Source organism: Erwinia sp. B116 (assembly GCF_002865965.1).
In the GTDB taxonomy this organism is placed as follows: Bacteria; Pseudomonadota; Gammaproteobacteria; order Enterobacterales; family Enterobacteriaceae; genus Erwinia.
This window is the reverse complement of sequence record NZ_JRZZ01000036.1, coordinates 1-13,936: the sequence shown is the minus strand read 5'-3', so window position 1 is coordinate 13,936 and position 13,936 is coordinate 1. Positions and strand designations below refer to the sequence as shown.

Genomic DNA, 13,936 nt, shown 5'->3' with positions numbered 1-13,936 from the left:
CCGCCCCCTCCCCCCAGCGCAACAGCGCGTCCCGCGCCTGAGCGGCAGCCGCGACCTTAAGCTCCAGCCCCAGCCGGTGCGGGTTCTGCCGCAGGTAAGGGGCAAATTCATACCACTTGGCCAGCGCGTCGACGATCCCCGCCTCAAGATAGCGCACCCCGGCGCGGGCGATTACCTCGCTGTCGGCCAGCGCCAGCAGCGGCAGCTTTTCCAGCAGCACGCTTTTCTGATGGCCGCCGTGCGGATGGTAAATCACCGCATAGGGCGACCAGGCCGCGCAGGTGGCGGCCTGGGTGGCGAAGCAGAATACCGCCACGCCGGGCAACGCGGCACCGGCAGCTTTGCCGCAGTCCAGCACCCGGCCACCGCCGATCGCCAGAATACCCTGCGCCCCCTGCGCCAGCGTGCGCTGCTGCAACCCGGCAATGGCGTCGTCGCTGCACTCGCCGTCAAGATAGTCAAGTTGCCAGCTTATCCCGGCGCGTTCCAGGCTGTGGCTCAGCGCCGGCTCCACCGCCTGCCAGGCACGCGGTGAGGTCAGGATACGCAGCGTGGTGGCATGCGGGCGGATCAGTTCGCCGGTGCGGGCGGTCAGTCCCGCTTCCAGCAGCCACGCCTGTGGCGAAAGAACAGAGAGCATAGGTTTTTCCTGTGGGTTTCAGAGTGAGCAGGACGCGCTGACAAACGCAGGCTGCTGCCATGTCGTCACGTCCGGCAGCAACTGGCCGATGGATCAGGGCCGCTATTCCCGGCGGATGCGCCGCGCCAGGCAGCTGCCCGCGCTCTGGATCAGCTGCACGATAACGATCAGCACCAGCGCGGTGAACAGCGTGGCAAAGGCGTCAAAACGCTGATACCCGTAGGTGATGGCCAGATCGCCAATCCCGCCGCCGCCGACGGTGCCGGCCATCGCCGTTGCGCCAAGCAGGCCGATGGTGGCGGTGGTCAGCGCCAGCGCCAGCGACGCCGCCGCTTCCGGCAGCATAAAGTGCCAGATGGTCTGCAGCACCGTGGCGCCCATCGCATCCGCCGCTTCGAGAATGCCGTCATCCACCTCCAGCAGCGAGTTCTCCACCAGCCGCGCAATATAGGGAGCGATAAACACCACCAGCGGCACGATCGCCCCGGCCGTCCCGATGGTGGTGCCGACCAGCATGCGGGTCACCGGCAGAATGGCGATCAGCAGAATAATAAACGGCAGCGAACGCACGACGTTAATCAGCGGGTTAAGCACCCGGTGAACGCTGCGCAAGGGGGCGATGCCGCCGGGGCGGCACACCACCAGCAGAATGCCCAGCGGCACCCCGAGCAGCGAACCCAGCCCCAGCGAGACGCCAATCATCAGCAGCGTATCGTGCAGCGCCAACAGAAACTGCTCGCCGGTTACGGCGGTATCAAAGAACTCAAACATGGCTGATTGTCACTCCTGAAGCGCGCAGATCCCCGGTTGCACGGGCGACGGCCTGCGCATCCCCGTCTATCTGCACGATCATAAAACCGAGCAGGGTCTGCTGCACGTCGGCCATACTGGCGAACAGGATATTCACCTCAATGGCGTGATCGCGGATAATGCGGTTAATCACCGGCTGCTGTGCGCTGGCTCCGGCAAACTCCAGCCGTAAGGCCGGCTTCTGCGGCGTCTGTTGCAGGTAGTCCAGCACCTGCTGCGGCAGACGATCGTGCAGCACCGACTGCACAAAACTGGCCGAAACCGGGTGCTGTGGCCGGGCAAACAGATCGAGGACCGATCCCTGCTCCACCACCCGCCCCTGCTGCATCACCGCCACTTTGTGGCACAGCGTCTGGATCACCGACATCTCATGGGTAATCAGCACGATGGTGATGCCGTAACGCTGGTTGATCTCGCGCAGCAGCAGCAGGATCTGCCGGGTGGTGTGCGGATCGAGCGCCGACGTGGCTTCGTCACACAGCAGCACCGACGGATTGGTGGCCAGCGCGCGGGCGATGCCCACCCGCTGTTTCTGCCCGCCGGAGAGTTCGTTGGGGTAGCTGTGCGCTTTATCACTCAGGCCGACAAACGCCAGCAGCTCCGTCACCCGCGCCGCAATGGTGGCCTTATCACGCCCCAGCAGGATCAGCGGCAGCGCGACATTGTGAAATACGGTGCGCGAATTCAGCAGATTAAAATTCTGGAAAATCATGCCGATCTCTTTTTTCACCGCCCGCAGCCGCTGCGCACTGATACCGCCCAGCGATTCACCGTTAATCACTACTTCGCCACCGTCCGGCTGCTCCAGCCGGTTAATCAGCCGCAGCAGGGTACTTTTACCCGCGCCGCTGTAACCGACAATGCCGAAAATATCGCCTTTATCAACCTGCAGCGTCACCGCATCCAGCGCCTGGATGCGCCGGCCTTTGCGGGTAAAGGATTTACTCACCTTATTGAAGGCGATCATCGCCGCACTCATTTCAGATAATCGGGCAGCAGATACCCCTGATATTGTGGCGATGACTGAATATAGGATTTAAATTCCGCCGAGTGATAACCGGCAATAATATCCCTGGCAAACGCCGCCTGTTTATTTTTCCCGGCCACCGTCACCACATTAATAAAATTACTGCTGGCGTCTTCCAGCTTCAGCGCCGAGTTCAGCTTAATGCCGCTGGAGACGGCAAAATTACCCTGAATCAGGCCGTAGTCGACATCCGGCAGCGAACGCACCTGCTGGGCATTGTCGATCTCTTTCAGCACGATCTTATACGGGTTCTCACTGATATTACGCTGCGAGAAAGTGGCCGGGTCGCTGTCTGCGCTGAGTTTAATCCAGCCGAGGCTTTGCAGCACCAGCGCGGCACGGTACTCATTAGAGGCCTGATTCGGAACGGAAACGGTGGTGCCCGGCGCGGGCGGCGTGGCCAGAGTTTTCAGCTTACCGCCGTACAGCCCCATCGGAGGCGTCGGCACCTGCACGATGCCGGTATTGTCGATACCGAGACGCTCATTAACCGACTTCAGGTACACCGGGTGCTGCATAATGTTGGCATCAATGCTGCCCCGCGCCACCGCGTCGTTGACCTGAATACCGTCGCTGAAATCTTTATATTCTATCTTATACCCCTGCTTAATTAACCACGGGGCCACGCCTTTCTCAAACTGCTCTTTATACGGGCCGGGGTTAAAGCCGACACGGATCAGCTTACCCTCTGCCGCCTGTGCGATATTTACCCCGGCCATGCTGGTCAGCAGGGTCAGTACCGCCGCTGAAATAAGGTTCTTTTTCATTATGATTTTTCCGTTGTGTTTTAGCTATTTCGGATTAAACCACATCATTTTTCGGGTTGTAAGCGTCTGCGCCGGGTTTCATTTTGCTTTTTTATCACATCGATAATTGCCGCTGGCATATTCAGAAACCGGCAGCCGTTAGCGGATATTATTCTTAAGCGCGGCAGGCAATCGCTGCCCGGACGGCGCAGCGCTGTGAGATAGTAGATTAAAATAAACAGACAGAGAAACATCATGGCCGACTTTGCTGCCTCCCCGCTGGTTAACGCGCTGGAGGAGAATATTTTTAGCATCCTGGAAAAACTGGCCGCCGGTATCAGCAGCCCCACGCTGCCGCTGATTGACCTCTCCAGCGGCAGCCCGCGCCAGCCCACGCCGCCGGAAGTGGTCGACCGCCTGCAAAGCGCGGTGCTCGACGAAGCGAACCATCAGTATCCGTCGTTCTGGGGCAAGCCGCAACTGCGCCAGGCCATCGCCCGTTTTTACCAGCGGCACTACGACGTGGAACTGGACCCGGACCATGAAGTGGCGGTGTTTCAGGGCTCGCATATCGGCGTCAGCGGCATTCCGCGCGCGCTGCTGCAACCGGGACAGTACCTGATCTCCACCGATCCCTGCTACCCGATCTACCGCTCGGCAGCGCTTCAGGCACAGGCGCAGTTTTACGGTATCCCGCTGGAAGCCGGGCGGCAGTTTCTGCCCGACTTCAGCGCGGTTCCGCAGGACGTTGCACGTCAGGCCGGACTGTTAGCGCTGAACTATCCGCACAACCCGACCGGGGCGATGGCCACTCCTGAGCTGTTTGATGACGCGCTGGCGTTTGCCGAACGCTATCAGCTGCCGGTGTTGCATGACTTCGCCTATGCGGCGATTGGCCGTGAACCGGCGGATGCCCCGGTCAGCCTGCTGACACGCCCCGGTGCCAGAGCGCGGGCGGTGGAAACCTATACCCTGTCGAAAACCTTTATGATGGCGGGCTGGCGGGTGGGCTTTGCGGTGGGGAACGCCTCGATCATCGCCGCCTTTAAAAAGCTGCACAGCCACAGCTACAGCACGGTATTTGGCGCGGTGCAGGATGCGGCGATCGCCGCGCTGGCGCTGCCTGCCTCACGTATTGCACAGGGGGTGGCGGTATACCACCAGCGCCGTCAGCGGGTGCTGGCGCGGCTGGCGGCGATCGGCTGGCCGGTACCGCCCGATCAGGGCAGCTTTTTCCTCTGGCTGCCGGTGCCCGCCGGCTTTCGCGCCCAACAGTTTACCGAGTGGCTGCTGCACAAGGCGCATATCCTGGTAGCGCCCGGCAGCGGCTTCGGCCCCGGCGGCGAAGGCTATATCCGCATCAGCCTGACCACCGACGATCGGGCGCTGGACGAGGCGCTGACGCGTATTGCGCAGCTGAAGCTGTTTAGTGACTAAGCCGCCAGACCGACCTGTTAAATTCCTGGCGCATCTTCTCCCGGCATCAGGCACCGGATAAACCGGAAGCGTAGCGGTAGCCCGACTGAAAGTTATACACAATAACTGTCGTGATGAACCACAGGCTTTCGGCTGGCAATGTGCGAAAGATCGGTGGCATGTTGCGGCCTGTTTTCAGGTGCCAGGGCACCCCGGGCAGGATGCTTAAGAAGTGTTAATTCGGGTGTTAATAAAATCCCGGCGTAAGGCCGGGATTTTTAAGAGAACATGGAATTGCACAGGGCGTACGGGTAAAAATGCGGCGGCCCGCAGATCGGCGGGCCGCCATGATAACAACGAAGGGATTAATGCAGGCTGACCTGCTCGCCGCCAGCCGGGGCAGTGGTCGGCCATTTGCGGAACGCCAGCACGGCGATGGTCAGCGCCATCACGCCAAACCCGGCACCGGCGTAGCCCACCGAATTCAGCGACAGGTTCATACTGACCGACTTGCCCAGCAGCGCGCCAAGCCCGATGCCGATATTAAAGATGCCTGAGAACATCGCCATACCGATATCGGTGGCCTCGGGTGCCAGGGTCAGCACCTTCAGCTGCATACCCATGCCGATAATCATAAACGACATGCCCCACAGCATGCTCAGCGCCACCAGCCCGTAAGCGCTGTGCGCCACCGTCATCATCGCGGTCAGGCACAGGGTCAGGGTGGCAATCGCCGTAATCATCAGGCCGGACAGGCGTTTTTCCGCATAGCGGCTGAAGATCACGCTGCCGGCAATGCCCGCCAGGCCAAACAGCAGCAGCAGCAGGGTGGCAAAGTTATGGCTCAGCCCGGCGATCTCCTGCACAAACGGCTCGATATAGGTGAAGGCGATAAAGTGCGCCGTTACCACCACCACCGCCAGCAGATAGAGGCTGAGCAGCGCCGGGTTACGCAGCAGGCCCGGCAGGCTTTTCACCGAACCGCTCTGCTCCGAGGTCACTTTTGGCATAATCTTCACCAGCACCGCCAGCAGCAGCATCGCCGCCACGCCAATTGCCAGGAAAGTGAAGCGCCAGCCAAAGCTCTGGCCGATGATGCGCCCCAGCGGCAGGCCCAGTACGGAAGCCAGCGCGGTCGCGGTCGCCAGCAGGCCGAGCGCCTGGGCGCGCTTGCCCGCCGGGGCCAGGCGGATTGCCAGCGAAGCGGTGATCGCCCAGAACAGCGCGTGGGCCAGCGCCACGCCGGCGCGGCTCACCAGCAGCACGTTAAAGTTCCACGCCACAAACGACAGCGCATGGCTGGCAGAAAACAGGACGAACAGGCAGAGCAGCAGCACCCGCCTGTCGACCTTACTGGTCATCAGCATCAGCGGCAGCGACATCAGGGCGACGATCCACGCATAGATGGTCATCATCACCCCGGCCTGGGCACTCTCCATGCCAAAGCTGGCGCCGATGTCTGACAGCAGACCGACCGGAATATATTCGGTGGTGTTGAAGATAAATGCCGCAACGGCCAGCGCCAGTACGCGCAGCCACGCGACTTTGCGTGACACGAGAGTAACGTCAGACATGATGGACTCCGCCAGAAAAAGAGGACAAGTAAACAGCGCGCTTATGATAGAGCCGCTGCCGCCCCGCCTTCAAGCGAAATGTGATCAACATCCCATTTTTTACACAAACTGCTTGCACTGATAAATACAGCTAATCCAGTTAATTAGAAACCTTTATCCCAAAAGGGATTGACGCCGTTATCACGCTGGAATCTCTGTACGAAATGCGTCACCAGCTTACGCTTTCAGACTGTTTGTATCAGATGCTGTGCATATCTCTCCTTGAAGTTGGTACGCGGCTTCGGTTAGCACGACGAAACACACAGTCACATCAAAATATCGCAGGCACCACCCAGCCTGGTTCATCGTCCTGCCTGCACACGCGGCTAAAAGAGAAACTTTGCCGACGTCATACAAAGTGCGGCCACGCCGAGAATGGTGGCGGTGATCCATTTTGTCTGTGCGCTGATCTCCCGGTGAAGCCCACTGACCTCACGGTGTAAATCCGATTTAGTTGCAAACTCTTCGCAGCGGGCAGTCAGTTTAGCCAGCTCCGTTTTGGTGGCAAACTCATCGCAGCGCGCGGTCAGCTTAGCCAGATCCGTTTTGGTGGCAAACTCATCGCAGCGCGCAACCAGCTTAGCCATATCCGTTTTGGTCGAAAATTCTTCCGAGCGGGTGACAAGCCGGGTCAGGTCGACTTTTATCTGGCCGACGTCGGTCTCCAGGTGTTCCACTCGTTTCTCAAGTCTTTCCAGCATAGTGCCTCCTTTATTTGCCACTCGCCTGGCGCCGGGCTGATACGACAACGCCCTGTCAGAAGCCACACAATTAACGCAATAATTCATCGCGTCATCCTGTATCAGAACATTCATCGCCAGACTCCTGTCATTGCTGAACCCGTCATTTTCCGGCCTGGGCAGACGGTAAATACCACCGCCGAATTCATTTTCATTAAACTATTCACGGCTTCCTCATGCTTTCTGCCCTGACATGCGTTGAGATTAACATGATGCAGGATTATCTTCGTTTATCTTTTGCACACGGCAGCGTAAAAAGCATCTAAAGCAAAAACACAACACCATGTTAACAATGAAAAAAACCTAAAAACCCTCTTATTTCTCGTCAGCGCCAGGGTTTATTTATAAAAACTGGAACAGAGCTCGCAAATATCACAGGCATGGAGTGTGGCATTAACAAAACACCTAATTAATGAGGGAGGTTAAATAAACGAATAGTGAGATATACCTGATGGAGTACGTGATTGGAATGCTGGTAACGACATGATGTAACATGATTCAATAAATAACATCAGCTGTCGCACCGTTTTTTCCGTGCGCTGATCCTGCCAGATAATGGCGTTGTACAGAGGCAGGCCGCTTTGCGCGTCCCAGGCCACCACGCTCTCGCACTGATGCGCAAGGCCAATGGCATCAACAACGCCATAGTGGTTCAGGCAGGTACGAATATTGCGCAGGATCTCCAGCGGGTCGTGCTCCACCCAGCCCGGATGAGGGGTGAGCTGCTTGTAGGCGATGGCCGCCGGTGAGATCTGGCGCTGTTTTACATCCTGCTTATTCAACCTGATCGTTTTTCGAGCAAAAAATGCTTTTTTTAGAAATAGAAACAATTGCTAATAATAAAACAGCCATGTCTTACTTATTCGTTACACTCTTTCCGGCGTCAGCCGTTTGGCAATACTCTTTTAAACACTTTCCTTACAACACGTCCCCACTGCTTTTTAGGAATAATACTCAAACTCTGCTACGTTAAAATGATCTATAGTTCTCCTACCAACAGATAAAAAGGTGACACCATGAAAACCAAAATGATTATTCTTTCCGCACTGCTGGCTACTTCCAGCGCCTTTGCCGCGACGACTACCCACTCATCTGATGCGGCAGTAGCTGAAGCGCACAAGGGTGCCGACACGGCCAAAGAGAAATTGCACCAGTCTCAGAACGAAGGCAAAGAGCTGAAGTTAAAAGCGGAACATGCTAGGGAAGGTAAAACCGGCACTACCGGCAGCAAAATTTCTGAAGGATCACAGAAAGCCTGGAATAATACCAAAGAAGGGACCGAAAAAGCCTGGGATAAAACCAAGCAGGGTTCTGAAGAACTAAAAAACAAAGTCACTAACTAATCCTTATCAGGTCTGGTTAGCGTTTAGAAATAACCCCGACGTGCATTGCGCCGGGGTTATTTTTTTTCGGCTGGCTCTGCAACGCTTTTATCCCCTTGTCGCATCCTGTTTCAGGTGCATTACATTCTGCATACTCTGTCATCTACCGGCGTCAGATAGCACCCTTGGAGACCCTCCGTCGCGATCTGAACAGGCAGGAAGAGCAGATTGTCGCCTGACGGCACTTGCCTCCCGCTCCGGTACCTGCTGCCAGGCACTGCGCACCTGCGCCATATCTCTGCCTCTGCGGTGACGAGCCTGCCGCAATATCGCCGGGGCGGTTGAAAACCGCCCACCAGCCGTACATAACGCCACGCCGGATTACGCTGTTTATCCCTTGCGGCACCCCGTGCCCTGCCATTAGGATAGAAAGCCAAAAAAGCCTTACCTCTGATAAAAGGACTCTGCATGGCGCTACGTCGCACGCTTGCCACCCCGCTGCTGGTCACCTTTGCCCTGCTCTCTGCCGCCGCACTCCCCGTCCACGCGGCCTCCTTTGACTGCCAGAAGGCCAGCGCCGGTATTGAGCAGGCGATTTGTGCCAGCAAGACGCTGAGTACGCAGGATGAGCAGCTGGCAGAGCACTATCAGCAGCTGATGACGCTGTCGCCGCAGACCGGGCGCGTGGCGCTGCGTAACGCCCAGCGCGACTGGCTGAAGCAGCGCAACGCCTGCAGCAGCGACGCCGCCACGCAGGATGCCTGCCTGACACAGCAGCTGACATCCCGTGACGCCGTGCTGGTGCAGCAGTTGCAGCAGGCCATGGATGCCTTCGACGCCGCCGTGGCACTGATCCCGCGCGACCCGGCCACGGCGGCCAGGCAGCTGCGCCAGTTTGGCGGCCTGCAGGCCGATGCCTGGCTGGTTTATCTGCAGCAGTTTGAAGCCGCCATCGGCCTTAGCCGACAGGATGCGTTACAGGCGCAGAAAGAGGCGGATGCCGTGCTGGCAGCGCAGGACAGTTTCGCCTGGTCGATCCTGCAGGATACGCGGAAAGATGCCAAATCCACCCCGGCGGACAACGCCCTGCTGCTGCTGCGTATGAGCATCGAGCAGGACCCGTACCGCCAGGATGGCCCGGCCGGCAAACCGCGTGCAGAGACCCACTGCTTCGTGTTCAGCCGCCAGGGGGCTGCCGCTTACGCCGCATTTGGCCCGTTGTACGGCTCCAGCCGCGATGGCTTTGCCCCAATCTGTGCCCCGCAGGGTGGCCTGTTTGAAAAAGCGGCGTGGAAGGAGCTGGAGACCCAGTTTAATGCGCCGGAACGGGCCGTTTCATCCGGCGCGGGCACCATTCGTTTTGCCAGCTTTGCCGCCTGGCGCATTCTCGCCCTGCGCGCCACGCTGACGCCAAAGGATTTCCTGCAGGACCGCCCAGCACCAACGGAAGACGCTGCGCCACAGGAAGATGGCGCACAGCGTATTAAAGACTGGACGGACGAACGCGTGTGGCCGGCCACCCAGCGCCAGCAGGCGATCGCCGCCATTCAGCCAGCTATCGCCGCCACGGCCAAATGGCTGCAGCAGGAGCGCGCGTTCAGCGAGGCGGAGGCGCAAACTGCCGCCAGCCATATCGTGCAGCAGTGGCTAACAGAGCACCTGGATTATCTGAGCGATAACAGCGACAGCGAGTAAGCCCTCCTGAAAGGTGCGGATCCCGGCCAGGCTCAGCCCGCCGCCACCGGGGCTACCTGCAGCGTTAACCCCGCCTTCCTGTTGACCGTTTCCGCCAGTTCGCGCAGCGAAGCCCCGGTCAACAGTTCGCTGGCCGGGATGGTGACCTGAAAGGCCCGTTTAATCTGCACCTGAAACTCCAGATACATCAGCGAGTCCAGCCCGAACTGCGAGGTCGACTGGCTGAGGCTGAGCGCCTGCTCACGGCCGCCCACCACCCGGCGCAGCAGCTGCATAAGGTGTTCAGCAATATAGTCAGCACGTTGAGCAACAGGCAGTGCCGACAGCCGCTGCAGATGCTCCCCGGCTGGCTCGCTGTCCGTTATCTGCCCGGCCAGCACCCCATCAAATGGGGTACCGCCGCCTTTAATGCCGATCGATTCGGCCAGCACAGGCCACGAAATATCAGCCAGCGTCAGCTGATGGCTCTCACCATTCAGCACCTGTTCCATCAGGCTGTCGATCAGGGTCAGCGGCAGCAGCCCGATCCCGGCATGGCGAAAATGCGCCGCCAGCTCAGGGCGATCTGCCACCATGCCTGCCCCTTCTATCGCCCCCCAGTTGATGGTCACCGTCGGTTTTTGCTGCTGCTGACGCAGCTGCCCCAGCGCCTCAAGCGCGGTATTGGCGGCGGCATAGCCCGCCTGACCAGGATTACCGAACACCGAGGATACCGAAGAAGAGAGCAGCAGCCAGTCCAGCGGCAGAGCTGCACTGGCATGATGCAGATGCCATGCCCCCGCCACCTTGGCCGCGAGGTTGTGCTGCAACTGCGTCTGGCTCAGCCGATCGCTGAACGCATCATCCACCTGCGCCGCACAGTGGATAATACCTTTTAACGGCAGACACGCCGCCGCGATCTGTTCCAGCAGCGCCGTCACCGCCTGCGCATCGCTGATATCGCAGGCCTTGATATGCACGCGAACCCCGCGCGCCTGCCACTGCTGCACCTGCGCCTGCTGCGCGTCAGGTAATATGCCCTGTCTGCCAACCAGGATCAGTTCCTTCGCCCCTTTCGTCACCAGCCAGCCTGCCAGGTGGAAGCCGAGGCCGCGCACGCCACCGGTGACCAGATAGCTGGCCTGCGGGCTGATGCGGGCTGATGCTTCGCGATGGCTGGCGGCGAGGGTCTTACCGGCAAACTGCAGTACGACGCGCAATGCGGAGTGATTCTCCCGGGTGTGGGTCAGTGCAAAATGAATCCGTTCGGCAGAGAATGCCAGCGGTGGCACGCGCTGTACGTCGCCGGTTTGCAGGGCATCACTGGCCAGCTGCGCCAGCTGACTGAAACGCCCCGGACTGGTTTTCTGCATCGCCAGACAGTCGACGCTCAGGCGTGACAGATTGGTTTTTACCGTCCCCGCCTGGCGTGTGGCTACCTCACTGTTGCCCGGGCACAGGTCGATCAGCGTGCCAAAATCGGCCAGTAATGGCAGCAGCCGCTCTTCAGCGATCTGCGGCGCGAAGTTGAGAAGCACACTGACCGCCGTCTGACCCAGCCACGCCTGCACCGCCCGCAGCCACAGCGGATCGTTGCTGTCAAAGACCGCATCCGCCCCCTGCTGGCGGAAGGCGCGCAGATGCTCAGCGCCGTGGCTGACCACCAGCACCGTGGCACCGTCAGTCCGCGCCAGGTCGATCGCCGCCTGCACCTCGCCGGGCAGATCGCCGATAATCAGCACCGTATCCCCCGCCAGCAGCCGCGCACGCTGGCGCAGGCAGGCGATGGCGATCATCACTGGCAACAGGCAGGGATCGTGCAGTAACGGTGAGCCGGATGCAGGCAGCAGGATCAGCGCACTGTTGGCATAACCTGGGGTTACCCGCAGCGTCAGGTGCGAGGCACAGAGCGGATGAGCAGCCAGTGCCACCACCCGCTGCCCGACACGGAAACCACTCCGATCGCCGGCCCGCAGCACCGTGCCACTGACTTCATGACAACCGCCCTGCGGGCGCAGTGCGGCGGCCAGCACACCGATCTCCACCTCATCGTCAGCCGGTGCCGCGCGAGCGACCAGGCAGAAGGGCGAAACCGCCGGGTCACCGGCAGTAAATGACGGCAATACAATGCGCTGTTCGCCGTTATCGTCGAACTCGCGCTGCGGCAACCGCTGCAGGTCAGCGCTACTGAACGCGGCAAACGCATGGCGCAGCAGTGCGCCGCGTCGCAGGGCATACTCTCCCCGCGCGGGCAGGGTAAGCACCGTGGCACAGGCCTTCGCGGCCAGAGACAGGTCGCAGTCACTGTCCAGCAGCCGCAGATCCAGCTGTGGCCATTCACTGGCAAGCGTACGCACCATGCCCCAGAACGCCGCCTGAAACAGATTCACCTCTGCCTGCTGCGCCGGCAGGCTTAGTGCGTTGTGTGTCACCATCACCACCGTTAACGCCGGTTGCTGACGGGCGATCGCGCCCACCAGCCGGGAAAATTGCAGTAAGGCGCTGGCCAGCCTGTCGCTGGCAACCCGCCGATTGCTCAGCCCTGGCGGACAGAGGATTATCGGTGAGCCATCAAACACGAGGGTGTCCACCGCCTGCCAGAAGTCGGTGCGCGGGCTGCCCGGGCAACGCTCCTCCGGCCCTGCGCTGACCACCGTCGCCCGCGTTTCGCGCTCCCCGACCGCAGCCACCGGTTGCCACTGCCAGTGCCACAGTTTACCCGCCAGCGGATCCGGCCGCGTCAACGTTACCGCCGCACACTGCAGGCCGCCGATTTCAAGGCAGACCTGGCCCTGGTGATCAAACAGGGTGATGTCGCCCTCAATGGTCTGCGCGTCAAGGTGGTTGCAGCGCACATGGGCCAGCAACGGGCTACTGGCCGGGGCGTAAAGCAGCACGCGCCGCACCAGCACCGGCAGGAGGGCCCGGTTGCGCCCCTGCCCTTCCGGCAGCAGGGCGAGCAGCGACTGAAAACTGGCATCCAGCAGCGCGGGGTGGATCAGATAGCCCGCCGTTTCCCGTGCATCCGGCGATCGGATGTCCAGCAGCAACTCATTGCCCGCCGTATGAATCGCCGAGATCAGCGAGAAGGCCGGGCCGTATTCCAGCCCCAGTTCGGCGAAACGCGCAGACAAATCACCGCTGAACGGCTGGCGACAACGCTGGCGCAACGCGGCAACATCAACGCTGGCGCGGCGCAGCAAACGCGGAACGGCCAGCAGTTGCCCGTCGGCGTGGGTGGTCCAGGCCGGAGAAACGGACGGCTGGCTGCTGTAAAGCGTAAAACGGTTTTCGGCAGGCTGCACCCGGACACGTAACAGGGTTGGCCCCTCAGGTGCGATCATACAGAGCCGGCGGAAACTGAGGTTTTCGAGCAGCGCCGAGGGGTGCTGCTGCAGCTCGACTGAGGCCTGCAGCGCCGCCTCAATATAACCCGCCGCAGGAAAGACCGTGCGCGACATCACCTGATGATCCTGTAGCCAGCCAAAGCGCTGGCTGTCAAGTTCCTGCTGCCAGCTGGGGTCAGGGGCATCGATACGGCTGCCTAATAAGGGGCGTTGGTTGCCGCGCAGGCGATCGTCGAGGGAGCGTAACGACTCATTGATGGCCACCACCCGCTGCCAGGGGTACGCCGGAAAGGTGACACGCAAAGATCCGGGCAGACGGGCGGGCCAGCGGAGGGTCGCTCCCGCCCGGTACAGCGCGGCCAGATTCTGGCGAAAATAGTGCTGCTGTGGCTGTTTACGGTGCTGGCTGGTAAAGCAGTGTGCACCGGCTTCAGCGGCGGTTTTCTTCAGATACGGTGACAACACCGGGTGCCCACCCACCTCCAGCAACAACTTATGCCCTGCCTGCAGTAGCTGGCGCAGAGCCGGGTCGAACAGTACCGGGTTACGCATATTGTCCCACCAGTAGTCGGCGGTTAACGCCTCACCGTCCACGCACTCA

At 60.3% G+C, this 13,936-nt stretch carries 11 protein-coding genes; 3 read left to right on the top strand and 8 right to left on the bottom strand.

Annotated features, from left to right (window positions below):
• From NV64_RS18660 to NV64_RS18645, 4 genes are all read right to left on the bottom strand, one after another.
• Positions 1 to 640: iron-containing alcohol dehydrogenase (locus NV64_RS18660; protein ID WP_369878912.1), on the bottom strand; the 640-nt coding region annotated here is incomplete at its 3' end.
• A gap of 102 nt (positions 641 to 742) precedes the next feature.
• Positions 743 to 1,411: a methionine ABC transporter permease gene (locus tag NV64_RS18655; RefSeq protein ID WP_101506524.1), complete on the bottom strand. Its 669-nt coding sequence runs from the start codon at positions 1,409 to 1,411 to the stop codon at positions 743 to 745.
• Positions 1,404 to 2,417, bottom strand: coding sequence for a methionine ABC transporter ATP-binding protein (locus tag NV64_RS18650; RefSeq protein WP_056234643.1), 1,014 nt, complete (start codon positions 2,415 to 2,417; stop codon positions 1,404 to 1,406). The genes NV64_RS18655 and NV64_RS18650 overlap by 8 nt, the downstream gene beginning before the upstream one ends.
• Positions 2,418 to 2,425: 8 nt before the next feature.
• The gene (locus tag NV64_RS18645; RefSeq protein WP_101506534.1) at positions 2,426 to 3,196 is read right to left on the bottom strand and encodes a MetQ/NlpA family ABC transporter substrate-binding protein; all 771 of its coding nucleotides are present in this window, start codon (positions 3,194 to 3,196) and stop codon (positions 2,426 to 2,428) included.
• Between the two features lie 282 nt (positions 3,197 to 3,478).
• On the opposite strand from NV64_RS18645, the gene NV64_RS18640 reads away from it, so the two are divergent.
• Positions 3,479 to 4,660, top strand: coding sequence for an aminotransferase class I/II-fold pyridoxal phosphate-dependent enzyme (locus tag NV64_RS18640; protein WP_101506523.1), 1,182 nt, complete (start codon positions 3,479 to 3,481; stop codon positions 4,658 to 4,660).
• A 344-nt stretch (positions 4,661 to 5,004) separates the two neighbouring features.
• Here the strand turns inward: NV64_RS18640 and NV64_RS18635 are convergent, their stop codons facing one another.
• The 3 genes from NV64_RS18635 to NV64_RS18625 all read right to left on the bottom strand — a co-directional run bounded on the left by NV64_RS18635 (position 5,005) and on the right by NV64_RS18625 (position 7,774).
• Complete coding sequence (locus NV64_RS18635; protein ID WP_101506522.1) at positions 5,005 to 6,213, bottom strand: sugar transporter; 1,209 nt, start codon at positions 6,211 to 6,213, stop codon at positions 5,005 to 5,007.
• A 365-nt stretch (positions 6,214 to 6,578) separates the two neighbouring features.
• The gene (locus tag NV64_RS18630; RefSeq protein WP_056234325.1) at positions 6,579 to 6,953 is read right to left on the bottom strand and encodes a hypothetical protein; all 375 of its coding nucleotides are present in this window, start codon (positions 6,951 to 6,953) and stop codon (positions 6,579 to 6,581) included.
• A gap of 461 nt (positions 6,954 to 7,414) precedes the next feature.
• Positions 7,415 to 7,774 carry an FGGY family carbohydrate kinase gene (locus tag NV64_RS18625; RefSeq protein WP_233209039.1) on the bottom strand — a complete coding sequence of 120 codons (360 nt, stop codon included), beginning with the start codon at positions 7,772 to 7,774 and terminating at the stop codon, positions 7,415 to 7,417.
• A gap of 234 nt (positions 7,775 to 8,008) precedes the next feature.
• Between NV64_RS18625 and NV64_RS18620 the strand changes: the two genes are divergently transcribed.
• Entirely contained in the window at positions 8,009 to 8,335 is a 327-nt protein-coding gene (locus tag NV64_RS18620) for a hypothetical protein (protein ID WP_101506521.1), read from the top strand.
• 447 nt (positions 8,336 to 8,782) lie between these two features.
• Positions 8,783 to 10,009 carry a lysozyme inhibitor LprI family protein gene (locus tag NV64_RS18615; RefSeq protein ID WP_101506520.1) on the top strand — a complete coding sequence of 409 codons (1,227 nt, stop codon included), beginning with the start codon at positions 8,783 to 8,785 and terminating at the stop codon, positions 10,007 to 10,009.
• 32 nt (positions 10,010 to 10,041) lie between these two features.
• Here NV64_RS18615 and NV64_RS18610 read toward each other — a convergent pair.
• A partial coding sequence (locus tag NV64_RS18610; protein WP_146005518.1) for an SDR family NAD(P)-dependent oxidoreductase occupies positions 10,042 to 13,936 on the bottom strand: 3,895 nt, incomplete at its 5' end.

What these genes read in the sequence shown, in the direction of transcription:
- NV64_RS18650 (WP_056234643.1), bottom strand. Translation starts at nt 2,417, where the DNA reads ATGATCGCCTTCAATAAGGTGAGTAAATCCTTTACCCGCAAAGGCCGG.
- NV64_RS18640 (WP_101506523.1), top strand. Translation starts at nt 3,479, where the DNA reads ATGGCCGACTTTGCTGCCTCCCCGCTGGTTAACGCGCTGGAGGAGAAT.
- NV64_RS18630 (WP_056234325.1), bottom strand. Translation starts at nt 6,953, where the DNA reads ATGCTGGAAAGACTTGAGAAACGAGTGGAACACCTGGAGACCGACGTC.
- NV64_RS18655 (WP_101506524.1), bottom strand. Translation starts at nt 1,411, where the DNA reads ATGTTTGAGTTCTTTGATACCGCCGTAACCGGCGAGCAGTTTCTGTTG.
- NV64_RS18635 (WP_101506522.1), bottom strand. Translation starts at nt 6,213, where the DNA reads ATGTCTGACGTTACTCTCGTGTCACGCAAAGTCGCGTGGCTGCGCGTA.
- NV64_RS18615 (WP_101506520.1), top strand. Translation starts at nt 8,783, where the DNA reads ATGGCGCTACGTCGCACGCTTGCCACCCCGCTGCTGGTCACCTTTGCC.
- NV64_RS18645 (WP_101506534.1), bottom strand. Translation starts at nt 3,196, where the DNA reads ATGGCCGGGGTAAATATCGCACAGGCGGCAGAGGGTAAGCTGATCCGT.
- NV64_RS18620 (WP_101506521.1), top strand. Translation starts at nt 8,009, where the DNA reads ATGAAAACCAAAATGATTATTCTTTCCGCACTGCTGGCTACTTCCAGC.